Source organism: Sphingopyxis macrogoltabida (assembly GCF_001314325.1).
In the GTDB taxonomy this organism is placed as follows: Bacteria; Pseudomonadota; Alphaproteobacteria; order Sphingomonadales; family Sphingomonadaceae; genus Sphingopyxis; species Sphingopyxis macrogoltabida.
Window position 1 is genome coordinate 3,011,071 of record NZ_CP009429.1, and the last position, 23,295, is coordinate 3,034,365.

Genomic DNA, 23,295 nt, shown 5'->3' on the forward strand with positions numbered 1-23,295 from the left:
ATGGCCTCGAAATCCCCCGACGTGATCGTTGATCAGGTGCTGGAGCTGGACCCGGCGACGATCGAAGTTTCGGACGAAGGCCGGATCGGCTTCTTCTTCCCCGAAAAGGCGGAAGCCTATGCGGTGCTGTTCGCCCGTGACGGGCAGCGCGATCCGATCAAGGTCCGGCGCAACGGAAATCGTGCAAAGTTCCCTTGGACGCTCGTCGCCGGTCGCCACCGTCATGCTGGCTGCACGATCGCCGGGATGAAGGTCCGCGCGATCGAAGCGAAGGGCGATGCCGAAGAGCTGCGCGCCATACAGGCGAGCGAAAACCTCGACCGGCGCGAGCTGGCACCGCTTGAACGGGCCATGTTCGTCGCCGCGGTTGCCGACGCTGCAAGAGCCCGACTTCGCAAGCTGCACGACGGTAAGTCGCAACAGCAAATTGCGGCGGAAATTGGAGCTTCTGAGCGAAAGGACAAATTGTCCCCACGCTCGGATGAGCGCTCGGATAAAGTGCAGTTCACCGCCAGCGAAAAGGCCGACGCCGAGGCGGAAGATGCAGGGAGCATTTTGACCTCTGCATACAAATGGAGCGAGGCGACCGCCGAAGCTTGCGGTCTGGGTGTCCGCGACCTCAAGCGCTCGCTGCGCATCTTCCGGATCATCGTCGAGCCGAACCGCGACCTGATGGACGCGTTCAAGGATAGCGCTGCGGCGTCGAACGCCAGCGCGCTGCTGGCGCTGTGCGGGCACGGCAACAATGCGGCGAATGTGCGCAAGGCGATCGAATGGCTGATCGCCAACCCTGCGGCGAAAACGGCGGATGAGGCGCTGGTTGCGCTCGACATGATGCCGAGCCGGGGCAGCGCCGCGGCGGCGCCCGCGACGGGCGACACGAAGTTTCTGAACGGCCTGCAATCGAACCTCCAGCGCCTGTCGCTGGGCGGGCAGCGCCGCGCGGCCGAGGTGATCGCGCAGTCGATCGCGCCGTCGGTGCTGGTCGCGGTGCGCGACGCGCTGAACGCGCGGATCGCCGGACTTGAAACGGACCAATCCAGCAAGGGAGAGACGAAATGACGAAGGCCGTCGATGCCAAGATGCTTCGCATCGCGATCAGCGCGGTGCGGCCGATCGAAGACGAGTTGCGCACCCAACTCCGCGCTCTGCATACGGGCCGGTACGATGCGGACGGTCGCCGCAATGCGACGAGCGCCGCACTCGACGGTCTGACCAAGTTGGGCTTTACAATCGTCGATAACGCGTCGGTGTTCGCGATCCGCCTTGGCGGGCTGCGGGCCGAAAGCACCACCGGCGTTCTGGGCGCGATGACCAACTGGCTGCGCGCGGCCGAGGCCAAGATCGGAGCCGCAGCGTGAGCGCCGCGGCGAAGAACTGGGCCGCGGGCGATCTTGCCGTCTGCCTGCGCCGGGAGGGCTGGTGGAACGTCCTGACGCACGAAGCGCGCAACGGGCCGGTCACCGACGATATCGTTCGCGTGCGGACCGTTTGGCCGCTGCGCGACGACGACGGCGAGTATTGCGGGATCGGGCTGGAGTTCGAGGAATATCCCGACGACATCTATGCGCCGCAGTATTTCCGCAAGGTCGAGCCCGACCATGCCGCTGCCGATGACGCGGAGATCGTCGCGTTGATCCAGCGCGCGAGCGCGAGGGCGTCGGTATGAGCGCCGTCGCCGCCCGCTCGCTCGTCCAGTGGATCACCGAAAACTGGTCCAATCAGGACATGAACCATTCGACGTTCCGCGTCGAAGCCTTTGAACGCGCTGCGGCCATCGTCCTCGACGATGACGACGCGTCGCCCTCCCTTCCCCTTGTTCCGACCATCCCCCCCGGTCGGAACGGCGCGGCGGCTATCGCCCCCTCTGCCGCCGCGCCACCCCCTTATGTGCTGGCTCTCGATATCGTCGCCAGTCCGGGCAAGCGCCCGGTCCTGATCGTCGTCGACAAGGGCACGTCGGACTATTCGATCTATGAGATCGACGGCTGCTGCGCGAGCGCGGATGCCATCACCGGCATCATTTCGGCGATCGAACGCGAGATCGAAGTCACGGGCGCTGTTCCCGACTGCATCGAGACGGACAATAGCATCACCTTCTCGTCGCCCGAGCTGCACGAGTGGCTGACGGCGAAGGGCATCGGGCGCGTTTTCAGGTCGCCTTCGGCAATCGTCGAAGCGCTCATCCGGCAGCACTCGCCGGAATGGGGGCGGTGATGGCGCACTTCGCGATCAACCTGTTCTTTGTTGTCGTCGGCGCGGTTGGCCTGCTGGTCATCGCGGGCACGTTGCTACGCGCGTGGCGGAGGGCCTGATGGGCAATCTTCGTCCCGCGCCCGCCGCACTGACGCCGCAGCGGATCGACAGCCTGTTCGCGGCGCTCGACGGGCGCGAGAGTGCCTATGTCATCGACACGCTGGAGCGTCTCGGCCTGCCCGAGGCCGAGATCGCGCGGCTGTTCGCGCTCGCCAAGCGGATCGACCGCAAACCGCTCGCGGTGGCGGGCGCGCTGATCAGCATCGCGCTGGAAACCGTGGAGGCGCACGGCTGATGCCGAAGGCGCGCGCCACCAACCAGTTGGCCTTTGCGTTCGAGGCCCCGCGCCCGGCGACGCATGCGGCGGCGCTGGCGGGGATGGACGCGGAAGTCGCGCGCACGGTCGGCGAGGTGCTGGCGACCGCGCAGGCAAACGGCAAGCCGCGCGAGATCGCCGCCGCCGAAATGTCGGTCCTGCTGAACGAGCCGATTACGTTCGACATGCTCAACGCATGGTCGGCGCCCGGCAAGGGCAAGCACAATATCAGCTTCACGCGCATGTGCGCGCTGGTCGCGGTCACGAACCGCTTTGACCTGCTCGACCGCGAGCTGCGCCGGATCGGCGCCGCCGTGATCGTCGGCAAGGAATTGATGACGGTGCGCGCGGGTCACCTGCGCGCGGTCATCCGCAAAAATCAGGAAGAATTGCGCGAGCTGGAAAGGCTCGCGCCGCAAATCGGAGAGGAGCGCGAGATATGACGACGGGGGGAAAGGTGTGGTTCACGGCCAGTGAACTCGCCGACACGGGGCTGGCAGGACTGCCGAAACGCAAGCGCGAGATCAACCGGCTGGCCGATATCCAGAACTGGAAGGTCGCCGCCGACGATCGCGGCGCCCGGCTGGCGCGCCGCCGCGCAGGCCGGGGCGGCGGGTTCGAGTATCATGTCTCGTTGCTGCCCGCCGCAGCGCGCGCCGATCTCGTCCGGCGCGGCCTCGTCGCCAGCGAAGGCGCGGCCGAGGCCGGGAACTGCAACGACGTGTCGAACCTGTGGCATTGGCTGGCCGAACAGCCGGAAGCGATCCGGGCGGAGGCGCAGCGGCGCGCGAGCATCCTCGCGTGCATCGAAATGTTCGAGAGTTCGGGGATGCCGCGTTCGTCGGCGGTAACCGCCGTCGCCGCGTCCGAGGGCGTCAGCGCCGGGACGCTGTGGAACTGGCTGCGGCTGGTCAACGGCGTGACAGGTGCCGACCGCCTGCCGCATCTTGCTCCACGGCGCCAGGGCGGCGGCGTCGAGGCCGAGGTGGACGCGGAAAGCTGGCAAGAGCTGCTGTCCGATTATCTGCGCCTGTCGGGGCCGAGCTGGTCGACCTGCTACGATCGTGTCGCCAAAAAGGCGAAGAAGCGCGGGATCACATTGCCGCATTCGCGGACGCTGTTGCGCAAGCTCCAGCGGGAAGTTCCCGAACAGGTTGTGACGCTGCGCCGAAAGGGCGAGGAAGCGTTGCGGGGCATGCTGCCCGCGCAAATTCGTTCGGTCGCCGACATGCAGGCGATGGAGCTGGTCAATATCGACGGGCACCGCTGCGACGTGTTCGTCCGCTGGCCCGATGGCCGGATCATCCGCCCGACGATGATCGCGATACAGGATGTCTATTCGCGCAAGTTCCTGTCGTGGCGCTTTGCCGAGAGCGAAGATATGGTGACGGCGCGGATGGTGTTCGCCGACCTGTTCGCGAAATGGGGCATCCCCAAGGGGCTGCTGACCGACAACGGGCGCGCGTTCGCATCGAAGTGGCTGACGGGCGGCGCCAAGACGCGCTTTCGCTTCAAAATTCGGGACGAAGACCCGACCGGGCTGCTGGTCGCGCTGGGCATCCAAATCCATTGGGCGAAGCCGTATCGCGGCCAGTCGAAGCCGATCGAACGCGGGTTTCGCGACCTGTGCGATGCCATCGCCAAGCATCCGGCGTTCGAGGGCGCCTATACCGGCAATCGCCCCGATGCGAAGCCCGAGAATTACGGCAGCAAGGCAGTCGATTTCGAGACGTTCCAGCAAGTCTGGAACGCGGGCATGGAGGCGCATAACGCCCGGCTTGGGCGGCGCAGCGAAATGGCGGGCGGGCGCAAGAGCTTCGATCAGGTGTTCGAGGAAAGCTATGGCCGCTCGGCGATCGGCAAGGCGACCGAAGAGCAGCTTCGCATGGCGTTGCTCGCCGCCGATCAGGTTCGCACCGACCGCAAGACGGGCGCGATCGCGCTGGCCGGCAACCGCTATTGGGCGCCCGAGCTGAGCGAGATCGCCGGGCAGCCGGTGACGGTGCGCTTCGATCCCGAGCAGCTTCACGCGCCGATCCATGTCTATGACCGGGCGGGCCGCTTTCTGGTCACCGCGCCGCTGTGGGAGGCGACCGGCTTCCTCGACATGGCGGCGGCGAAGCAGCGGCAGCGGCTGGAGCGCAACTGGCGCAAGTCGGCGAAGGCAGCCGCGGAAGCGCTCGACCTGCTCAGCGCGGACGAGCTGGTGGCGCGGATGCCCGATTACGACGCCGAGGAAGCGGCGCCGCAGCCCGGCGCGGCCCGGATGGTGCGCCACCGTGGCCAGACGGTCGCGCAGATGAAGCCCGTCTCACAGGCCGCTGAGAAGGTTCTGAGCGCCCCCGACACCGACGCCACCATCGACCGGTTCGCACGCGCGGCCGAGCGCCATCTACGCGCGATTTAAGAGGAGAGAGACAGTGAACAACCCCGACGATTTTCCGGTCGACGAAGCCGCCGAGATCGAATGGATCAAGGAACGCAAAGCCACCAGCGGCATGTCGTGGAAGTCCATCGGCGACGATTGCGGCGTCAAGTCAGGCACGCTGTCGAACTGGGCGAACGGGACTTATGCGGCGCCCGGCGACTGGATCGCGCGCAAGGTCTTCAAATACCGGCAGATGCTGGAAATTCGCGACGAACGCGAGACTGAGGAAACCAGCGCCGGTCTTTCGCGTGCGCCCGATTATGTCGACACGAAATCAGGCCGACGGCTGCGCGGGCTGATGAGCAAGGCGCAGATGAGCAGCGCCTTGACCTACGCCGCGACGGGTTCGGGCATCGGCAAAACCGAGGAAGCCAAGCATTACTGCCAGTGCGTCGCCAAGGCATACCATGTCACGCTGACGCCCGTCACGACGACGCCCACGGCGGTGATGGAAGACGTCATTCGCGCGCTGGGCGGCAAGTCCGGCACGAGCTGGGCGCGGCAGCTTTCGGCGCAGATCATGGACATGGTTCGTGACAAGAAGATGCTGCTGATCGTCGACGAGGCGAATTACGCGACCTTCGACACGCTGGAGCTGTTTCGCGCGTGGAACGAACTGGCAGGGCTCGGCATCTGCCTGCTCGGTAACGAAGAGCTGCACAAGACGATCCGTACCGGCGCCGGCCTTGGTCGCCAGCACAGCATCGCCCGCCTCAATCGCCGGATCAGCATGGGCCATTTGCAGGACATGTCGCTGCCCGAAGATATCGAGGCCTATCTCGATGCGTGGCAGATCGATGACCGCGAGCAACGCGCCCTGCTGATGCGGGTCGGACTGACACCCGGAACGGGCGGGCTCGGCGAGATCAAGGAAATCGTATCCAACGCCGCGCTGCTCGCTTTCGAGGACGGGCAAGAGCTGTCGCACGCCCACCTGCGCGAAGCGATGGCGGCGCGCGCCACCGCCTACCTTCGCAACAAAAACTGACCTTCAACCAGAGGAGCATATCCATGAACCACGTTACCAATATCGCAGCGGCGCATCCGGCGACGATCGACGTCGGCGGCAAGCCGTATCTGCGCGATGCCAAGGGCAATCTGGTCCCCGTCGAAACCGTGAAGGCGACCGACCTGCTGATGGACGAGACGGTGCGCAAGATCACGGGCTTTGCGCGCGAGCTGTCGGCGCAGATGGCGCGCTTCAAGGGGCACACGTTCGAGGACGTCAATTCGCTCCAGGCGCTGTTCCGGCAGGAATATGACGCGCCGCTGGGCGGGGCGAAGGGCAACATCACGCTGACGACGTTCGACGGGCTGCAACGGGTGCAGGTGCAGGTTGCCGACCTGATCGCGTTCGGCCCCGAGCTGCAAGCCGCGAAGGCGCTGATCGACGAATGCCTGGTCGACTGGTCGGCGGACAGCCACGCCGCGCTGCGGGCGCTGGTGAGCCGCGTTTTCAGCGTCGAGAAGGAAGGTCATATCAACCGCGCCGAGCTGTTCATGCTGATGCGGTTCGAGATCGACGACGAGCGCTGGGTGCGCGCGATGAAGGCGATCCGCGACAGCATCCGCGTGATCGGGTCGAAGGCCTATGTCCGCTTCTATGAGCGCGGCGCGGCCGACGAGCCGTGGCAGACGATCAGCATCGACTTGGCGAGGGTGTGATGGGTCAGACGGTGATCCACATGCCCGCGCGGCGCCAAGGCCGGACCTTTGCGCAGCAGGTGCGACAGGAGCAGCTTGCTCGTGTCGCACCGGCGCGGTGCGGGCTTGTCGGCCGCGTCGCGGTTCCGGTCTATGCGCTTGAACGCGCTAACCGGTGCCCGGACTGCCACGGCGAAGCCTTTTTCGTCGGGCGGGTCACGGCCGAATGCGCGGGCTGCGGCCTGCCGCTGGCGATCGTCGATTTGCGGCGGGTGTCGTGACGCGCCAGTGCGCCTGCCTGCGGCCGATATGCCGCCAGAACCGTTCGGGCCGTTGCGCGTCGTGCGCTCAGAAGGCGCGCAACACGCCCGAGCTGATCGCGCGGCGCGCGGCGACGTTGCGCCACCGCCTCGCCACCGAACCGGGGATGCTGGCGCGATATCGCGACCAGCTCGACCAAACGCGGCGTGGGCCGGGGAACGAATATCGGCTGCGGCGGCTTCGCGCGGCGAAACAGCCCGACTGGGTGCCGGTCGAATTTCGCGAGCTTTATGCCGAGCTGAGCAAGGCCGGGCTGGCGCCCGCCGAAATCCGTTCGGCAATCGACAATCAGTTCGAGGCGAACGCCCGCGCCTTTGCGCGCACCGGCGCGCTGCCTCTGTGTGGAGACGCACGATGACCGACAATCAAGTTCAGCTTCTCGATTTCATCCGCGTTCGCATCGAGACGAAGGGTGCCGCGCCGAACTATGACGAAATGGTCGAGCACACCGGGAGGGGCCGACAGGCCATCTTCGACGATATCGACGCGCTGGAACGCGACGGCCATCTGGTCAAGGTTCCGGGCCGGCCCCGCGGGCTGCGCCTGTCCTACCGGACGTTGGTCGATGTTCCGACCGACGCGTTGCGCGCCGAGCTGGCGCGGCGGGAGGCGGCGATATGAGCGCCGCAATCAAGATGATCCACGTCGCGCGAAAGGAGCTGAACCTTTCGGAAGAGCGCTATCGCGACCTGCTGTTCGGAGCGACCAAGGGCGCGGCGACTTCGCTGCGGGCGATGTCGGACGGCCAACTGCTAGACGTGCTTGGCGAGATGAAGCGGTTGGGCTTTCAGGCGCGGCCGAGGTCCGGGCGGCTGAAAGGCGCCTATGGCCGCAAGTTCAACGCGCTGTGGCTGTCGGCCTATGCGCTCGGCCTTGTCCGCAATCCGAGCGAGGACGCGCTGATCGCGTTCGTCGAGCGGCAGACGGGCATCGCGCATGCGAACTGGGTGCGCGATCAGCGCGACGCGGCCCGCGTCATAGAAGCGCTCAAGAAGTGGATGGCCGACAAGGCCGGGGTCGAATGGCCGAAGGCGCCGGATAGCGACGGGCGCGCCGCCAAGGTCGCGGTGATCGCGGCGCAGCATCGGCTGCTCGGCTTTGCCGATCCCTATGTCGACAGCCCGGCCAATTCGTCGGCGCAGCTCGACAAGATCATCGCCGGATTGGGCGCGCAGATCAGGGGGGCGAAGTGATGGCGAACGGTGACGATTTCATCGACGCGATGCGGGCCGCGCTGCGCGAGGTCGGCGAGCGCCGGATGATCGACACGATCTTCGGTCGCCCCAGCCTGATGGCCGAACTGGAGCGCAGCGCGCCGGTCTTCAATCCCAATCCGATCCGCAACGCGCCCGAAACGCTGTTCGGCATCAAGTTTGTTCCCGATCCGATGTTCCCGGTCGAGACGCATTGCGCGGCGTGCGGCGGGAACGGCGAAGGCGGCGATGAGGCGACCTATTGCCCGAAGTGTGACGGTACGGGCGGAGATCGGATCGAAGGCATGATGCGCAATGGCGCGCAAATGATCCTGATGCGCTCGGAGCTGCCCAAGAAGTTCGCTCCGCATTTCCCCAAGGATATCCCGCTGCCGCGCCGAGCGGCGACGCGCAGCCGCACTATCCCTTGGCCGGTGGAGCCGCGAGCATGACGCGCGCCAAACCGACCCGCGCCGAGCAGCTTCGCCGCCATCGCGAAATCTTCACCTATGCGCTCGCGCATGGCCTGACGCTGCTTGAAGCCGAGGCGGCGATGGCGCGCGACAGTGCGCGGGCGGCGCGCGAGCGGTTGGCGCTGGTGAAGCGCTGCGGCCGGTCGGCCGTCGCGGCGCCCGCGCCGATCGGCGCCGAGGCGCCGCATGGCCCTGCCCCCGAAAATGCACCTTGGATGATGAGAGATTGATGATGGTACAGGACACCGCTTGGCTCGACATCGCCAACTGCCCCTCCCAAACGACCGTGCTGGTCTGCAATGACTGTCTGCTCGGATGGCACGCGGTCGCCATCCAAGATGCGCTCGGCGAGTGGTATTACGAAGGGATCGGCCTGCGTCTGCGCCTGAAATACGAGCCGACGCACTATCAGGAATTGCCATCCATCTATCCTATCTCGCTGCGGCTTGGACGGGTGAGCGCACAATGACCGCGCCCCGCGTTTCCGATCATGCCTTGCTGCGCTTCCTCGAACGGTCGGGGGTGCAGGTCGAGCAGTTGCGCGCGACGGTCGAGGCCTCGCTGGATCGCGCCGGGCGCGTCGCAGCCGAGATCGCGGCGAGCGAATATCTGATCGTCGTCCATGACCTGACCTTCGTCGTTCGCGACGGGACGGTGACGACGATCCTGCCCGAAGGGTCGCCGGGCTTTCGCGCCCGCGCGCTGGTCGGCGCGCACCGCAAGGGGAACGGCCAGCAATGAGCCTGCCCGGCGTTCTTGCCGAGATCGCCGAAGTAGCCGGCGAGGAAGCCGCGCTGGCGCTCGCCAGTCGCGTCGGCGGAACGATGGTCTATTTCCCGCCCGTACCCGCCAACGATCACTGGATTTGCCGCCTGATCGGGCGCGAGGCGGGGCGCGCCGTCTGCGACCGGCTGACGGCCGGGGTCGGGCCGCGCCGCGTCGAAATGCCGCTGGGGCCGACCGGCGCCCAGGCGAAGAAGCGGGCGCAGGTCGACGAGCTGCTGCGCGCCGATATGTCCGAACGTGACATCGCGCTGCGCACTGGCTACACGATCAGCGCGATCCGCAAGCGCAAGCGCAAGCTTGGCATCGTCCGCGACGACGGACAGCTTTCCCTCTTCTGATCGTCCTCTTTGCGCTTGAGCCGGTCCGTGGACCGGGGCGCGATCCCTTCCCGAAATAGCCAAACCCATCCCGATGACGACGCGCGCGGGGCGCGTCTTTTCGATCATGGGGACGGGCGATGTTCTTTCCGTATCAGCGGCGCTTTCTTGGGCTCTTGGGCGGACTCTTCGGAGTGCCGCTCCTTGTGGCCAGCCCGGCCCCGATCGCCGCCGAACCCGCCTCCGCGCCAACGCTTGCCCTTCGTCCGCGCCGTAGTGTCCGCTCGGCCCCGTATCCGCATCCCGGCTATCGCAGCCGCGGGAAGCAGGCAAAGCCCCGCAAGCGTCCCAACCGCCGTCATATCAGCCGCCGCGTACGTCGCGCGCATCGCCGGAGCAAGGCGGCATGAGCATGTTTATCGACAGGCTGATCGACGAAGTGATCGATCGCGAAGGCCCCTATGTGAACCACCCTGCTGATCGCGGCGGGCCGACCTGCTGGGGCATCACCGAAGCCGTAGCGCGCGAAAACAACTATAGCGGCCCGATGAAGGCCCTGCCGCGCAGCGTCGCGGCGGCGATCTATCGGCGCCTCTACTGGACGCGGCCGGGCTTCGACAAGGTTGCCGAGCGGGCGCCGCTGGTCGCGGCCGAGATGTTCGACACCGGCATCAACATGGGGACCGGCGTCGCGGCCGGTTTCCTCCAGCGCGTCTTGAATGCACTGAACAGGCAGGGTCGCGACTATCCCGATCTCATCGTCGATAACGCCATCGGCGCGCGGTCGCTGGCGGCGCTGGATGCGTTCCTGAAGGTGCGCGGCCGGGCGGCCGAACCGGTGCTGGTCCGCGCGCTCGATGCGCTCCAGGGCGAGCGCTATCTCGCGCTGGCCGAACGGCGGCCGAGCCAAGAGGCCTTCGTTTATGGCTGGCTCGCCAACCGGCTGGGCAACGTCAAATGAGCCTCGTCGGGTCGCAGGCGATCGTCGCGGCGGTGCGCCGCTTTTGGTGGGCGGTGCCGATCGCGGGGCTGCTCGTCTGGGCGCTGATCCTGCGCGGCAATCTGGCCGAGACGCGCGCGGCGCTGAGCGCCGAGCGGTTCGCGCACCAGCGGAGCGCGCTCAACTGGCAGCTCGCGACCGCGACGGCGCTTGCGGCCGACCTTCAGCACCGGATCGCCCAGGAGCGGCGTCAGGCCGAGGAAAGCAGGAGAATAGAAGATGATTATGAGGCGCGCATTGCCGATGCTCGCGCTCGCGCTGCCGCTGTCGGCCTGCGCGGACAAGCCGCCGCAGCCGATCAGGGCAGTCGCGGAGGCGCGCCAGTGCCCGGCCTTTCCGATCCCGCCCGCGGCGCTGGTGAAGCGGCCGGTCAAGATCGACTTTCTGCCGCCGACGCCCTGATCGCCACCGAACAGGCGATACAGCTCGACGCGCTGATCGACTGGATCGAGGCGCAGGCGCGCGTCGCGGGCGAGCGCTGAGATGTACGGCGTTGCCGATGTCCCCGAGCTGTTCGCCCGCTTGCTGCTCGTCTTCGCGCTGCTGTTCGGCGGCGCGGCGATTTTCGACCTTCTGCGCCGGCTGAGCTGCCCGCGCGCTCGCAAAAAGGACAATGACCATGACTAGCGGCGTCAAGCCCTGGTGGAAGTCGAAAACGATATGGGCCGCGCTGATCGCGTTCGTGATGTCGGTCGCCCCCGAGCTGGGCATCATCAATCCCGATGATGCAGCGGGCATCGGCGGTGACTTGACGGACATCGTGGCCGGCCTGTTCGCCGGCTTCGCGATTTATGGGCGCATCCGGGCGCGGCAGCGCATCGGCACGCCTCCTCCGAGCGACTGGGAGGGCTGATGTACCTCGCGGGCGAACGCGCGATCGAACAGGCCGAGGCGATGGTCACGGCCGAGCGCGACAAGGCCATCGCCGACATTCGCGGCAAGCTGGCCGAGCCGGGCGCCGACGCGTGCGACGACTGCGGCGAGGATATTCCGAAAGAGCGGCGGGAAGCGATGCCATCGGCCCGCCGCTGCACGACTTGTGAAGAACGCCGCGAGCGCGCGGCCAAGCGGGGTTGGTAATGGATTTGGCACTTTTCACCCAGTGGGCCGGCGCGATCGGCCTTGCCCTGGGCATCATCAACATGGCGTGGAACATGGCGGGCCGCGCGGCCAAGCCGGTAACGGAAAAGTTCAAGGCGCAGGATGACCGCCTCGACAAGCACAGCGTCGATCTAAAGGATCACGATCGCCGTATCCAGACGCTGGAGGGGCTTGTCCCGCACCTGCCCACGTCCTCGCAGGTCAATGAGCTGCGCGTAACGGTCGAGCGAATCGATACGCACCTGCTCAACCTCGACAAGACGATCGAGCTGTTCACCCGGATGGTGACGCGGATCGACGACTATCTGCGCGAGAACAAGGCATGACGTACGACGAGGATATCGCGCGCGACGCGCGCTTCTTCATCCTGCGCGAGCTGACCGAACAGATCGACGGGCAGTCGAACAGCGTTCACTTGCGCCGCATGCTCGATGCGCAGGGCATCAAGCGCGCGCCTGACTGGATCGTTACCCAGATGAACAAGCTGGGCGAGCTGGGCGCGGTGAAGGTCACCATGGCCGGCGAGATCGCGATTGCGGCTATCCTGCCCGCGGGCCGTCACCATGTCGACGAGCGGACGGTGATCGCGGGCGTCAGCAAGCTTTCGGATATCGTCTGATATGTCGGCGGACGGCGATCAGGCGCGGCGCGAAGGCCGCGGGCGGCTGTCGTCGATCGACCTGCTGCCCGAAGAGGCCGAGCCCGATATCGTGTGGGCGCTGGAACAGCTTCGACTGCGCGAGAAGCCGAGCAAGATGATCCTTGCCGAGTTCAACGCCCGGCTGGCCGATCGCGGCATTGCCTCGATCAGCAAGTCGGCGTGGAACCGCTATTCGGTCCGCAAGGCTATCCAGTTCCGCAAGCTCGACGAAAGTCAGCGGATGGCGCGCGAGCTGGTTTCGACGCTGGGCACCGATCGCGCCGACGACGTGACGGTCATGGTCGCCGAAATGATCAAGCTCGCATCGTTCCAGTTGCTCGAAGAGGGCGAGCTGGGGTCGAAGGGCGTCATGGAGCTGTCGCGCGCGCTATCGGGCGCTGTGGCGGCGCAGCGCGGGTCCGAGGAATATCGGCGCCGGCTGGAGCAGCGCGTCGCCGCACAGCACAACGCCATGGCCGATCGCGTCGAGAAGGTCGCCCGCGAGGCGGGTCTTACCGCCGAACGCGCCGCCGAGCTGCGCCGCGACTATCTGGGCATCAAGCCGAAACCGGCGCAGCCTGCCGAGCGCGGGGACGATGAAGGGTGAGCGAACCCGAAATCCTTTCCGACGAACTGCCGACCGCCGATCAGCCGCCACCCCGGTCGCCGATCGACGATTTCATTCCCGGTGGCGTGCCGCCCGCCGATCTCGATCCGTTGGCCGACGGCATCTTGATGAAGCACCAGAAGGAATATCTGGAAGACCAATCCGACCTGAAACTGGTCCGGAAGGGGCGGCGGACCGGCTTTACCTTCGCCGAGGCACTCGACAGCACGATCATCGCCGCGACCGCGAAGAGCGAGGGCGGCGACAGCACCTACTATATCGGCGACACCAAGGAAAAAGGCCTTGAGTTCATCGCCACCTGCGCGGGCTTTGCCAAGCATGTCGCGAAGGAGCTGCTGACGGTCGGCGAGTTCATGTTCGACGACGTGCAGCCGGACGGCTCGACCAAGCAGATCGCGGCCTATCGCATCAAGTTCGCGTCGGGCTGCGTGATCGTCGCGCTGTCGAGCAACCCGGCGAATATTCGCGGTCTTCAGGGCCGCGTCGTGATCGACGAGGCGGCGTTTCACAAAAATGTCGCCGCGGTGATCGACGCATGTAACGCGCTGCTCATCTGGGGCGGCGTGATCCGGATCATCTCGACGCACAACGGCGCGCTGAACCCGTTCAACGAGCTGATCAAGGAAACCGAGGCCGGGCAGTACGACTATAGCATCCACACCGCGACGTTCGACGATGCGGTTGCCAACGGCCTGTACGAACGCGTTTGCCAGAAGCGCGGCTGGACGCCGAGCGTCGAGGACAAAGAGAAGTGGTATCGCAAGGTCCGCCGCTCCTACGGGACGCGGGTCGAGGCGATGCGCGAGGAGCTGGACGCGATCCCGCGCGAGGGCGACGGCGTGCTATTGCCGCTGGCGCAGATCGAGGCGTGCAGCACGGACGAATACAAGGTGCTGCGTTGGGAGCCGCCCTATCCGGGTTTCGTCGATATGCCCGAGTCGGCGCGGCGCGGCGAAATGCTGAGCTGGCTGGTCCGCGAAGTCTTCCCGATCATTGCGCGCTTCGGCAACCAGTCGCTCGAATGGTATCTGGGCGGCGACTTTGCCATGCGGCAGGATCGCAGCTCTTTCCCGTTCGGCTATGTCGGTCAGGATTTGCGGCGGCACGTCCCGTTTCTGATCGAGCTGCGCAACTGCCCCTATGACCAGCAAAAGCAGGTGCTCTTCTGGGTTGTCGAGCAGCTTGAATTGATCGGCCTGTTCGGCGGCGGTGTGCTCGACGCCAACGGCAACGGCATGGTGCTCGCCCAGGAGTGCCGCCAGAAGTTCGGCGCCGATCGGATTGTCGAGCTAATGCCGTCCGACGCATCGCTCCGCGAAAGCACGCCGCTGTTCCGGGCGGCATTCGAAGATCGCACGATCCTGATCCCCGCCGATATCAACACGCGCGACGATCTTCGCCAGCTCCAGATTATCGGCGGCGTCGCGCGCGTGCCCCGGCATGTCCGCACCGAAGGCACCGATGGCGGCAAGCGGCACGGCGATAACGCCATATCGCTGCTCAACTTTCATTCGGCGACGAAGCGCGGCGGTGGCCAGCGCTGGCGCCCGATGATCCCTAATGCGGCCTCAAGGCCGCGCAACCCTGACACAGATTGGATCCCGGCATGAACGCCTTCGGCCGCTTCGCCAAAGCCGCCCAGGCGGCGCTTCGCACTTTCCGCCATAGCGGTGTCGCGGGCTTTGTCGGCGGCTTGCTGCGCCGGACGCGGATCGACTACCGCAAGGAAGTCGGCGACCTGATGGACGCGTCGGTCGTCATGGCGCCGGTGCAGTGGGTGCAGCGCGCGCTGCCCGAGGCGGTGCTCAAGGTCAGCAGGAAGAACAGCAAGGGCGAGATCGAGGAAATCTCCGATCACGGCATGCTCGCGCTGATCCAGAACCCCAACCCCTTCTATGCCGATATCGTGCTGTGGTGGGGCGTGGTGCTGAGCCTGCTGCTCGACGGCAACGCCTATTGGATGATCGTCCGCAACGGCGTCGGCCGGCCTGCGCAGCTCTGGTATATTCCGCATTGGATGCTGGAACCGAAATGGCCCGAGGACGGCAGCGAGTTCATATCGCACTACCGCTATTCGCCGGGCGGCGGCGCCGCCGCAACCGACGTAGCGCCCGAAGACGTGATCCATTTCCGGTACGGGATCGACCCCCGCAACATGCGCAAGGGCCTGTCGCCGATCTACGGCGTGATCCGCGAAATCTTCATGGACATCGAAAGCAGCAACTTCGTTGCCGCGCTGCTGAAGAATATGGGCGTGCCCGGCATCGTCATCGCGCCGAAGGGCGGCGCGATGCCCAACCCCGCCGATGTCGAGGCGACCAAGACATATGTCGCGGCGCAGTTCGGGGGCGATGGCCGCGGGCGTCCGCTTGTCCTGGGCGCGCCGACCGAAGTCAGTCAGTTCGGGTTCAACCCGCAGCAGATGGAGATGAGCGGCGCGCGCGACGTGGCCGAGGAACGCGTCTGCGCGGGCATCGGCATCCCTGCCGCCGTCGTCGGGTTCGGCGCCGGGCTTCAGACGACGAAGGTCGGCGCGACCATGGGCGAGATGCGCAAGCTCGCCTGGGAGAATGGCGTCCTGCCGATCGGCAAGCTGATCGCCGACGAGCTGAAGCGTTCGCTGTTGCCGCTGTTCGGCAACCCGGCCGGGCTCGATGTCTTCTTCGACACGTCGGAAGTCCCGGCGATGCAGGAGGACGAGGACAAGCGCACCGATCGCTGGAACAAGATGCTCCAGACCGGCGGCATCACCGTTTACACGTGGCGGATCGGGCTTGGCCTCGATGCCGACGACAGCCACAAATATTATCTGCGCGGCATCAACATGATCGAAGTGCCCGAAGGCGGCGCCCGTCCCGATCGCAGCGACCCGGCCACGGATCGCGGGGCGAAAAGCGCCGACAGCCACGCGGCGCACGATCATGCGCCGGGCGATCACGCGCCCCGCGCAACGCCGGATCGATACAAGCGCGCCGCCGCCTATGCGACGATGCTTCAGAACCAAGAAAGCGGGCTGGCAGACGGGTTTGAGACGCGTCTTATCGGCTTCTTCGGCGAGCTCGCGGATGGTGCCAGGACAGCGGCGCGTCCGCTTCTCGAGGAGCAACTGGGCAAGTCGCGCGGCGTGAAGTCCGATGACCTGCTCGTCGATATGATCCTCGACGAGCTGGGCATTCCGAAATGGGCGAGCCAGCTCCGCCGTCTGTACGAGGCGCATTATGCGGAGGTCGGCGACGCGTCGGGCGAAGCGGCCGAGGCAGCCGGGCTCGGCAAGTCGATGCCCGACCGGGTGGCGCAGTCGATCATCGCGGCGGGCGGCCGGCGCGCGGGCATCGTCGATCTGCAAGGCCAGACCAGGGCGGCGATGTTCGACGCGATCGCCGAGGGCCGCGCGGCCGGCGAAGGCGCCGAGGCGATTGCCGGGCGCATCTATCCGCTCGTCGCGGCCGGGGCGTCGAGCGATCCCGAGATACGGGCGCGGCGCATCGCGCGGACCGAGACGAAGTACGCGCAGAATATTTCGACGATCGAGCGCGGCAAGGCAGCGGGCGTGACGCGCTTTGTCGTGTTCGACGGGCGCCTTGGGCCGGGCCGGTCGAAGCTCGACCATATAGCCCGCGACGGGTCGATCGTCGGCGCCGCGCGCGCCGTCCAGATGGCCGAGGAAGAGCACCCCAACGGCACCCTGAGTTTTGGACCCCATTTCGACGAAGAGGACGAATGATGCAGACGAAGAGCATGGCCATCCAGGCGATGGACGAAACGGGCAAGGGCCTTGCGGTGCTGGCCACCCTGTCGGCGGTCGACAAGGGCGGCGATACCTATGCGCCGGGCGCCTTTAGCTGGAAGGAAGGCGGCGACCAGTGGGCGATGATGGTCCCCGGTCATAACCGGCGCGCGACGCCGTTCGGCAAGGCGCGCGTGTACGAGGAAGGCGACAAGGCCTATGCCGAGCTGCACCTCAACCTCAAGACCGCCGCGGGGCGCGACTGGCACGAGCATCTGCTGTTCGATTTCGCGACCGGTAGGCCGGTGCAGGAATGGTCCTATGGCTACAGCAGCGAATATACCTACCGGGTCACGGCGCAGGGCCGGACCCGCGTGCTGACCAAAGTCGATGTTGACGAAGTGTCGCCGGTGCTGCGCGGCGAAGGCGACGATACCCGCACGCTGGCGATCAAGGGCGCCAAGCTGCGCGACGAACATCACGGCCGGCTGCTCGCCGACCTGGGCGAGCTGGCCGGCGCGATCGATGCCGACCCCTCCATCGTGTCGGCATCGGGTGTGAAGCAGCTCCGCGAAATCCACGACGCGATCGGCCGCGTTCTCGCGGGCGGCGATGACGAGGCGACCGACGAAGTGAAGGCGCAGCTCGCGCAGGACACGGCGCTGGCGCACATGCTCCAGTTCGAGGGCACGAAGCGGCGTTTCGGCTTGCGGTAAAATTGCCGCAGAAAGCGCGTGGTGACCGCCCGGGGTGCGCCTGCCCCCGCGCCCGCGCCTTCTTAAAGCCCTGTGGGCCTTCTTAGCGCTTCTTAGAGGCATATAGACCGGCCTGTCCCCCCTTCGGTTTCGACGGTGGCGGCAGGCCGGTTGTCTTTTGGTCCGGTCTTCGTCTAGACCGGGGCATCCCGATACATCGCTGGCGATCCCTTGCCCCGGTCCGTGGACCGGGGCGAACGCGTACGGGTGCTGCTGCCACATGGGCCGGATTTCAATCCACCCATAGGGAGCAGCAGGTAATGGCGATCAAGGAATTGACCCTGAAGGACGCGCGCGAAAAGGCGCAGAAGCTTCAGGATGATCTCGGCAAGGTTTTTGGCGAGGCCAAGACCGACGACGGGCAGCATGACTTTCGCAAGGTGACCTTCTTCGGCGATGCCGTGAAGGGTTCGATCGCGGTGGCCGAGAAGGTCAAGCAGCTCGACGACGAGCTGAACGAGACGATGGTCCATGTCGAAAAGCTCGAAGGCGCCGAAAAGGCGGCGGCGAGTTTCCAGAACCGCTTGCAGCCGCAGCGCGGCTTTGCGCTGCCGGGCGCCAAAGGTGAAAAGGAGGCCAAGGGCTCGCGCCTTATCGGTTCGCTCGGCGAGCTGGTCACCGGTCACAAGGCGTTCGAGGCGTGGCAGCAGAATGCCCGCAGCGGCGGCGTCACGATCCAGCTCGACGATATCGGCGCGTTCGATTTTCTCGCCGCCGCGAACGGCTATGAGACGATCGGCGCCAAGGCGCTGATGTCGACGACGGCCGGCTTCGCACCCGAGAGCCCGCGCCTGCCCGGCTATGTCGATGCCGTCACGCGGCCGATCGAGCTGCTGGACATCCTGCCGACGTCGCAGACGGGCAGCGAGGCGATCAAGTATATGCTCGAAACGACCCGCAACCATGGCGCCGCCGAAGCGGCCGAGGGCGGCGCCTATGGCGAAAGCGAGTTCGTCTTCACCGAGAAGTCGAGCCCGGTGCAGAAGATCACCGACAGCGTACCAGTGACCGACGAGCAGCTTGCCGACGTGCCGTTTATGAACAGCTACCTCAACGGTCGCCTGTCGTTCGGTTGCCGCCAGCGGCTCGACCGGCAGGCGATGATCGGCGACGGCAACGATCCGAACCTGCGCGGGCTGAAGAACACGGTCGGCATCCAGGTGCAGGCCAAGGGCGGCGATCCGGTGCCCGATGTCTTCTTCAAGATGATGACGAAAATCCGCGTCACGGGCGGCGCGATCCCGACGCACCACATCATCCACCCGACCGACTGGCAGGGCATCCGCCTGCTGCGGACGAACGACGGCATCTATATCTTCGGCGCGCCGAGCGAGAGCGGTCCCGACCGCCTCTGGGGCCTGCCGGTGGTGCAGAACTCGGCGGACGTGGCGGGCACCGGCTATACCGGTTCGTTCCAGCCGGCGTGGGTCAGCCTGTCGGAGCGCGCGGGCGTCGTGATCGAGATCGGTTACGTCGGCACGCAGTTCACCGAAGGCAAGCGCACGGTGCGGGCGCAGCTCCGCGCGGCGCTGACCTTCTTCCGCCCCGCGGCCTTCTGTCAGGGCACCGGCCTCTAATCGGACGCCTGCCGGGCGGGCCAGACTGGTCCCTGGACTTCCCGGTAACGGCCCCGGTCGGGCGCGCCCTCTCTCTCCCGGCGCGCCCGGCCGGACACCCTTCCAAGGAGAATTTTGATGAAGATGCCTGGTTCGCAGCCGCGCGTGCGTTCGTGCCCTTTGGGCGCGCCCGCGCTCGGCGCCGACAATGCCATCCTTGCCGACACGGCGCTGCACGTCACCGACGATACCGAGGTGACCGTCTTCGCCGGTCAGCCGGCCGTGCCGCGCAACATCACGGTCAAGGGCAACGACGCCAATGTGACCGGCGATGTTATCGTCGAGGGCCTCAACGCCTTCAACGTGCCGATCGCGGAAACGATCGCGCTCGCGGGCGCGGCCGTCGTCGCGGGCAATCTGGCGTTCCGGCAGGTCACGAAGGTGACCCTGCCCGACTATGCGGTGGCCAATACCGAGCGCGTCCGCGTCGGCACCGGCGCCAAGCTGGGCCTGCCGGTCATGCTGTCGCGCGACACGATCCTTGCCGCCTTCCGCGGCGGCGCCCGCGAGGCGAACCGCCCGACCGTCGTCGTCGATGTCGACGAGGTCGAGAAGAATACCGTCACGCTCAGCTCGGCGCTGAACGGCACGGCGGTGATCGTCGACCTTTACGAAACCAACTGAGCCCTTCGACCCGCTCAGGATATTCGGGAGAATTAATATGAACATGATTGCCAAGGAACGGCTGTTGCTGACGGCCGACAAGTCCCGCCTCGTCGCCGATGGCGACCCCGAGGGCGCGACCCTCTATTGCACGCCGGGTACCGAAATTCCCGATAGCGCGGCGAAGCTGTTCGGGCTGGTCGATGGCCGGCTGGGTGAAGGCACGGTGCTTGTTGTCGAAGCCGACGAAGGCGGGCTGATCCGCGTCCGCATTTTCGACACGATCGCAGACGAGGCGATCGACGTTGCCAATATGCGGTTTACGCATGAGTTCCGCCTGATCGGCGAGAACGAGATCGACGAAGGCGGGCTGCTCGAAATCCTGAAGGAAGTCCGGCTGGACGTGCAAGCCGCGCTGATCTCGCCCGAGAAGGAAACCCTCTGGGTATCGTTCCCCGGGCGCGACAAGGCGATCGAAGCGCTTCAGGAGCATATCGACGACGATATCGCTGCCGGGCGCCCGCATCTGCCGGTCGGCGATGCAACGGCTGAGAAGGTCGAGAAGCTGAAGGCGATGGTGCTCGGCGGCTCTGCTCCTTCCGGCAGCGATCCGGGCAACGATCCGGCGACCGGCGCGAAGGAAGCGCTGCCGGGCGGCGACAAGGAAAAGGCGCCGGGACAGGACAAGGAAAAGAAGCCCGACGGCGATAAGGGCGCGGGCAGCGGCACCAAGGGTGCGGCGCCCGATGACCTGACGCTGGTCAAAGGCGTCGGCCCGAAAGTCGCCGAGGGCTTCGCCAAGGCGGACATCACGACCTTCGTCCAGATCGCGGCGATCGATCCCGCCAGTCCGCCTGCCGTCGAGGGCACGCGGGCCACCACCAATTGGGCGGGCATCGTCGAATCGGCGAAGGAAATCGTCGCGGCGGCTGCTGCGGCCGAGGGTTCGGGTGACGACGCCGCATCGGGGGATGGCGGCGGCGTTACCGGCGACGCGGGTCAGAAGGCGGACTGATCCCATGTCGCTGCTCGATCGGGTCAAGGAACGTAGCGGGTCGGACCTGTCCGACGACGAGCTGGAGGCGATCATCCTTGCGATCGCCGCCGAGCTTGACGCGCGCCTTGGCCCGGTCGGGCCGGTGACCGTCCATCTGGGCGATCCCGCCGATCCCAATAGCCGCTTCTATCATTCGCTCCGCGTCACGCCGCCGATCGGGGCGGGCGACGTGACGATCGTCGAGCTTGATCCGGGCAACAGCGGCGATCCCGGCGCCGAAACCATTTTGCTTCAGGGCGACTATCGCGTCCTGCACGACGGGCGCACGATCCAGCGCCTGACCAGCGGGCCGAACGGGCGCACCTATTGGGCGCCGCTGGTCCGCATCACCTATACGCCCGCGGGCGCATCGCAGCCGGCGCGCGACGAAGCGCTGATCAAGATCGCGATGATCGACCTGTCCTATCGCGGCGGCCTGAAGAGCGAGCGCGCGGGCGATTACAGCTTTACGCTGAGCGGCGATCCAGTCGCCGATCGCGAGGCGGTGTTTGCCGGGCTGGTCCCGGCGAGCGGGTTTCTGCTGGCATGATGGCGAAGCTCGCAGCGGCCGCGCCCGCCATCCTCTTCTCGATCGGCAGCGCCCTGTTCCTGATCGGCAATCTGATCCTCGTCGCGAGGGCGCTGCGATGATCGCGGCCGAACGCGACCTGCTTGGCGTCCCGGCGATCCGGCGTTCGGCGGATTTCGTCCATGGTGACCGCATCCGCCTGTCCCGCGACTGGGGGCCGGGGCCGCGCGCGTTCGTGCTGGGTCACAATCCGGCGCGCGCCGACGCCGATACCGACGATATGACGGCGCTGTGGCTGATCGCATGGTTCCAGCTCTTCGGCTTTGGCGGGTTCGACCTGGGCAATCTCTATCCGTTCGTGACGGCCGACCCCGCCGAGTGCCGACGCCGCGCGAACTGGGCCGCGACGAACGACTGGCACGCCCGCGACCAGATGCTGTTCGTGAACCTGCCCGCCGTCGTCGAGATGGCGCAAAAGGCCGATCAGATTTTCGTCTGCTTCGGCGCGATCGCGCAGGATTGGGATTGGGTCGAACATGTCGTCGAGCAAATCCAATCCGAGGTCGATCCCTGCCCCGATCTTTGGTGCTGGGGTAAAGCGAAGGCGGGTGCGCCGAAGCATCCGATGGCGCGCGGCCTGCACCGCATCCCGCGCGATCAGAAGCCGATCCTTTGGAGGGCCGCATGATCGGCCGCCGCCTTACCATGGTCGCGCATGTCCTGCGCAATGTCGCGACCGGCAAGGATGCTTTCGGCCATCCGGCCAAGCCGGACTATCAGCCGCATGGCGCGCTGCGCTGTTTCTCCTGGGCGCCGAAGGTCGGCGTCGATGCGATCGTCGAGGGGCAGAAGGTCGCGGTCAAACAGGATGTGCGGATGATGTTCGCGCTGTCGGGCGACCTGTTGCCCGGCGACCGGATCGCGCAGGTCACGAACCGCGACGGGAGCGAGATCCATTTTCGGGGGCCGCTGCGCATCGAGGGCGAAATCGACTTCAAGCATACGCACCGCGAAGTTGCGCTGGTGAGGGTCGCCTGATGCCGTCGAAGAGCCTGACATGGAACGGCGATGCCGTCAGCAAGCGGTGGAAGGACGCGCAGATCGCGGGGGTCAACGCGACGATGGGCGCGGCGGTCAATCACGCCAAGCGCAACCATCCGTGGCAGAACCGCACGGCGGTGCTGGAAGGCGCGATCAACATCACCGATCCGGCGAAGCCGATCGCGACGGGGGTCGAGGGCGTGTGGGGCGTCAACGACCAGGTGCAGGCGCGCATCCTTGAAGTCGGCGGGGTGATCACGGCGAAGAACGCCGCGGCGCTGGCGATCCCGTTGCCGGGCGGCGGCGTCGTCTTCCGCAAGTCGGTGGTCATCCCCGCCTATCCCTATCTGCGGCCCGCGGGCGATGCGACCTATCCGGCGCTCGCGCAGCGCATCCGCAGGGCGCACGATAAGGCGGGAGGCGGCGATGATTGAGGCCGATCCCATCGCCGCGTTGCGCACCTGGCTGCTTGCCGACGCGCCGATCGCCGAGCTGGTCGGCGAGGATGTGTTCGGCGGGTCGCTGGACGGCGACATATTGGATCGCGGGCCGAAGGCGGCGCTTGTCGTCACGCCGTCGGGCGGGCCGTCGCTGACCGGGCGCAGCAATGCCGAGTTCGACACGGCGCGCATCGACCTGATCGCCTATGGCGCGACGCCGGCCGAGGCCGATGCGCTGATGCGCACGGCGGCGCCGCGGCTGTGGACGATCGACCGCATCGTCATCGGCGACACGCTGATCCACTGGGTCAACCGGGCGGGCGGCGCCGGGATGGCGCGCAAGAGCGATACCCAGTGGCCGCAGGCCTTTCGGTCTTTCCAAATTCTCTATTCGCTGAGGCCGGTCGCCTGACCGCTCTCTTCGCCGTTTGCAAAGGAGTTGAAA

The 23,295-nt window shown here is 66.5% G+C and carries 37 protein-coding genes; all 37 read left to right on the top strand.

What is annotated here, in order from left to right:
• The 37 genes from LH19_RS14845 (at window position 1) to LH19_RS15020 (ending at window position 23,262) form a co-directional block, all read left to right on the top strand.
• Window positions 1-1,062, top strand: a complete 1,062-nt coding sequence (locus LH19_RS14845) for a ParB/RepB/Spo0J family partition protein (protein WP_082395749.1) — start codon at window positions 1-3, stop codon at window positions 1,060-1,062.
• A complete protein-coding gene (locus LH19_RS14850; protein WP_054729451.1) occupies window positions 1,059-1,361 on the top strand; it encodes a hypothetical protein in 303 nt (100 codons plus the stop codon). The genes LH19_RS14845 and LH19_RS14850 overlap by 4 nt, the downstream gene beginning before the upstream one ends.
• The gene (locus LH19_RS14855) at window positions 1,358-1,669 is read left to right on the top strand and encodes a hypothetical protein (RefSeq protein WP_054729454.1); all 312 of its coding nucleotides are present in this window, start codon (window positions 1,358-1,360) and stop codon (window positions 1,667-1,669) included. The genes LH19_RS14850 and LH19_RS14855 overlap by 4 nt, the downstream gene beginning before the upstream one ends.
• Window positions 1,666-2,217, top strand: a complete 552-nt coding sequence (locus tag LH19_RS14860) for a hypothetical protein (RefSeq protein ID WP_054729457.1) — start codon at window positions 1,666-1,668, stop codon at window positions 2,215-2,217. The genes LH19_RS14855 and LH19_RS14860 overlap by 4 nt, the downstream gene beginning before the upstream one ends.
• Window positions 2,218-2,314: 97 nt before the next feature.
• Window positions 2,315-2,551 carry a hypothetical protein gene (locus tag LH19_RS14865; protein WP_062912968.1) on the top strand — a complete coding sequence of 79 codons (237 nt, stop codon included), beginning with the start codon at window positions 2,315-2,317 and terminating at the stop codon, window positions 2,549-2,551.
• Complete coding sequence (locus tag LH19_RS14870; RefSeq protein ID WP_054729464.1) at window positions 2,551-3,015, top strand: hypothetical protein; 465 nt, start codon at window positions 2,551-2,553, stop codon at window positions 3,013-3,015. Before LH19_RS14865 ends, LH19_RS14870 begins: the two co-directional genes overlap by 1 nt.
• The gene (locus LH19_RS14875; protein WP_054729468.1) at window positions 3,012-4,979 is read left to right on the top strand and encodes a transposase domain-containing protein; all 1,968 of its coding nucleotides are present in this window, start codon (window positions 3,012-3,014) and stop codon (window positions 4,977-4,979) included. The genes LH19_RS14870 and LH19_RS14875 overlap by 4 nt, the downstream gene beginning before the upstream one ends.
• 13 nt (window positions 4,980-4,992) lie before the next feature.
• Window positions 4,993-5,988: an AAA family ATPase gene (locus LH19_RS14880; protein WP_054729471.1), complete on the top strand. Its 996-nt coding sequence runs from the start codon at window positions 4,993-4,995 to the stop codon at window positions 5,986-5,988.
• Between the two features lie 23 nt (window positions 5,989-6,011).
• On the top strand, window positions 6,012-6,665 hold the full coding sequence (locus LH19_RS14885; protein WP_054729475.1) for a DUF3164 family protein: 654 nt from the start codon (window positions 6,012-6,014) through the stop codon (window positions 6,663-6,665).
• Complete coding sequence (locus LH19_RS29060; protein ID WP_054729477.1) at window positions 6,665-6,925, top strand: hypothetical protein; 261 nt, start codon at window positions 6,665-6,667, stop codon at window positions 6,923-6,925. The genes LH19_RS14885 and LH19_RS29060 overlap by 1 nt, the downstream gene beginning before the upstream one ends.
• On the top strand, window positions 6,922-7,323 hold the full coding sequence (locus tag LH19_RS29065; protein WP_054729480.1) for a hypothetical protein: 402 nt from the start codon (window positions 6,922-6,924) through the stop codon (window positions 7,321-7,323). Before LH19_RS29060 ends, LH19_RS29065 begins: the two co-directional genes overlap by 4 nt.
• Complete coding sequence (locus LH19_RS29070) at window positions 7,320-7,586, top strand: LexA family protein (protein ID WP_054729482.1); 267 nt, start codon at window positions 7,320-7,322, stop codon at window positions 7,584-7,586. Before LH19_RS29065 ends, LH19_RS29070 begins: the two co-directional genes overlap by 4 nt.
• Window positions 7,583-8,158 (top strand): regulatory protein GemA, encoded by a 576-nt coding sequence (locus LH19_RS14905; RefSeq protein WP_054729485.1) that lies wholly within the window; start codon window positions 7,583-7,585, stop codon window positions 8,156-8,158. The genes LH19_RS29070 and LH19_RS14905 overlap by 4 nt, the downstream gene beginning before the upstream one ends.
• Entirely contained in the window at window positions 8,158-8,610 is a 453-nt protein-coding gene (locus LH19_RS14910; protein WP_054729488.1) for a DnaJ-like cysteine-rich domain-containing protein, read from the top strand. Before LH19_RS14905 ends, LH19_RS14910 begins: the two co-directional genes overlap by 1 nt.
• Window positions 8,607-8,861, top strand: a complete 255-nt coding sequence (locus LH19_RS14915) for a hypothetical protein (protein WP_054729491.1) — start codon at window positions 8,607-8,609, stop codon at window positions 8,859-8,861. The genes LH19_RS14910 and LH19_RS14915 overlap by 4 nt, the downstream gene beginning before the upstream one ends.
• Window positions 8,861-9,100 (top strand): hypothetical protein, encoded by a 240-nt coding sequence (locus LH19_RS14920; RefSeq protein WP_062912969.1) that lies wholly within the window; start codon window positions 8,861-8,863, stop codon window positions 9,098-9,100. The genes LH19_RS14915 and LH19_RS14920 overlap by 1 nt, the downstream gene beginning before the upstream one ends.
• On the top strand, window positions 9,097-9,372 hold the full coding sequence (locus LH19_RS14925) for a hypothetical protein (RefSeq protein ID WP_054729497.1): 276 nt from the start codon (window positions 9,097-9,099) through the stop codon (window positions 9,370-9,372). The genes LH19_RS14920 and LH19_RS14925 overlap by 4 nt, the downstream gene beginning before the upstream one ends.
• Complete coding sequence (locus LH19_RS14930) at window positions 9,369-9,755, top strand: hypothetical protein (RefSeq protein ID WP_054729499.1); 387 nt, start codon at window positions 9,369-9,371, stop codon at window positions 9,753-9,755. The genes LH19_RS14925 and LH19_RS14930 overlap by 4 nt, the downstream gene beginning before the upstream one ends.
• 391 nt (window positions 9,756-10,146) lie before the next feature.
• The gene (locus LH19_RS14935; RefSeq protein WP_054733615.1) at window positions 10,147-10,695 is read left to right on the top strand and encodes a glycoside hydrolase family 108 protein; all 549 of its coding nucleotides are present in this window, start codon (window positions 10,147-10,149) and stop codon (window positions 10,693-10,695) included.
• Window positions 10,692-11,216, top strand: a complete 525-nt coding sequence (locus LH19_RS14940; protein WP_054729504.1) for a hypothetical protein — start codon at window positions 10,692-10,694, stop codon at window positions 11,214-11,216. The genes LH19_RS14935 and LH19_RS14940 overlap by 4 nt, the downstream gene beginning before the upstream one ends.
• Window position 11,217: 1 nt before the next feature.
• A complete protein-coding gene (locus tag LH19_RS28730; RefSeq protein ID WP_156344044.1) occupies window positions 11,218-11,361 on the top strand; it encodes a hypothetical protein in 144 nt (47 codons plus the stop codon).
• Window positions 11,354-11,587 (top strand): hypothetical protein, encoded by a 234-nt coding sequence (locus LH19_RS14945; protein WP_054729507.1) that lies wholly within the window; start codon window positions 11,354-11,356, stop codon window positions 11,585-11,587. Before LH19_RS28730 ends, LH19_RS14945 begins: the two co-directional genes overlap by 8 nt.
• Window positions 11,587-11,814 (top strand): TraR/DksA C4-type zinc finger protein, encoded by a 228-nt coding sequence (locus tag LH19_RS14950; RefSeq protein ID WP_054729510.1) that lies wholly within the window; start codon window positions 11,587-11,589, stop codon window positions 11,812-11,814. The genes LH19_RS14945 and LH19_RS14950 overlap by 1 nt, the downstream gene beginning before the upstream one ends.
• Entirely contained in the window at window positions 11,814-12,161 is a 348-nt protein-coding gene (locus LH19_RS14955; RefSeq protein WP_054729514.1) for a DUF2730 family protein, read from the top strand. Before LH19_RS14950 ends, LH19_RS14955 begins: the two co-directional genes overlap by 1 nt.
• Window positions 12,158-12,454 carry a VpaChn25_0724 family phage protein gene (locus tag LH19_RS14960; protein ID WP_054729517.1) on the top strand — a complete coding sequence of 99 codons (297 nt, stop codon included), beginning with the start codon at window positions 12,158-12,160 and terminating at the stop codon, window positions 12,452-12,454. Before LH19_RS14955 ends, LH19_RS14960 begins: the two co-directional genes overlap by 4 nt.
• A gap of 1 nt (window position 12,455) precedes the next feature.
• On the top strand, window positions 12,456-13,082 hold the full coding sequence (locus LH19_RS14965; RefSeq protein WP_054729520.1) for a phage protein Gp27 family protein: 627 nt from the start codon (window positions 12,456-12,458) through the stop codon (window positions 13,080-13,082).
• On the top strand, window positions 13,079-14,713 hold the full coding sequence (locus tag LH19_RS14970) for a hypothetical protein (RefSeq protein WP_054729523.1): 1,635 nt from the start codon (window positions 13,079-13,081) through the stop codon (window positions 14,711-14,713). Before LH19_RS14965 ends, LH19_RS14970 begins: the two co-directional genes overlap by 4 nt.
• Window positions 14,710-16,827: a phage portal protein gene (locus tag LH19_RS14975; protein ID WP_054729526.1), complete on the top strand. Its 2,118-nt coding sequence runs from the start codon at window positions 14,710-14,712 to the stop codon at window positions 16,825-16,827. The genes LH19_RS14970 and LH19_RS14975 overlap by 4 nt, the downstream gene beginning before the upstream one ends.
• Window positions 16,824-17,546, top strand: a complete 723-nt coding sequence (locus LH19_RS14980; protein WP_054729530.1) for an HK97 family phage prohead protease — start codon at window positions 16,824-16,826, stop codon at window positions 17,544-17,546. Before LH19_RS14975 ends, LH19_RS14980 begins: the two co-directional genes overlap by 4 nt.
• Before the next feature lie 299 nt (window positions 17,547-17,845).
• Window positions 17,846-19,162, top strand: a complete 1,317-nt coding sequence (locus tag LH19_RS14985; protein ID WP_054729533.1) for a phage major capsid protein — start codon at window positions 17,846-17,848, stop codon at window positions 19,160-19,162.
• A gap of 117 nt (window positions 19,163-19,279) precedes the next feature.
• On the top strand, window positions 19,280-19,825 hold the full coding sequence (locus tag LH19_RS14990) for a hypothetical protein (protein ID WP_054729536.1): 546 nt from the start codon (window positions 19,280-19,282) through the stop codon (window positions 19,823-19,825).
• Between the two features lie 37 nt (window positions 19,826-19,862).
• The gene (locus tag LH19_RS14995) at window positions 19,863-20,819 is read left to right on the top strand and encodes a hypothetical protein (protein ID WP_054729538.1); all 957 of its coding nucleotides are present in this window, start codon (window positions 19,863-19,865) and stop codon (window positions 20,817-20,819) included.
• Between the two features lie 4 nt (window positions 20,820-20,823).
• A complete protein-coding gene (locus tag LH19_RS15000; protein WP_054729541.1) occupies window positions 20,824-21,390 on the top strand; it encodes a head-tail connector protein in 567 nt (188 codons plus the stop codon).
• 97 nt (window positions 21,391-21,487) lie between these two features.
• Window positions 21,488-22,057: a DUF1643 domain-containing protein gene (locus LH19_RS15005; protein ID WP_054729543.1), complete on the top strand. Its 570-nt coding sequence runs from the start codon at window positions 21,488-21,490 to the stop codon at window positions 22,055-22,057.
• Window positions 22,054-22,407, top strand: a complete 354-nt coding sequence (locus tag LH19_RS15010) for a hypothetical protein (RefSeq protein WP_054729546.1) — start codon at window positions 22,054-22,056, stop codon at window positions 22,405-22,407. The genes LH19_RS15005 and LH19_RS15010 overlap by 4 nt, the downstream gene beginning before the upstream one ends.
• Entirely contained in the window at window positions 22,407-22,844 is a 438-nt protein-coding gene (locus LH19_RS15015) for a hypothetical protein (protein WP_054729549.1), read from the top strand. The genes LH19_RS15010 and LH19_RS15015 overlap by 1 nt, the downstream gene beginning before the upstream one ends.
• On the top strand, window positions 22,837-23,262 hold the full coding sequence (locus tag LH19_RS15020; protein WP_054729552.1) for a hypothetical protein: 426 nt from the start codon (window positions 22,837-22,839) through the stop codon (window positions 23,260-23,262). Before LH19_RS15015 ends, LH19_RS15020 begins: the two co-directional genes overlap by 8 nt.
• Window positions 23,263-23,295: the final 33 nt, after the last annotated feature.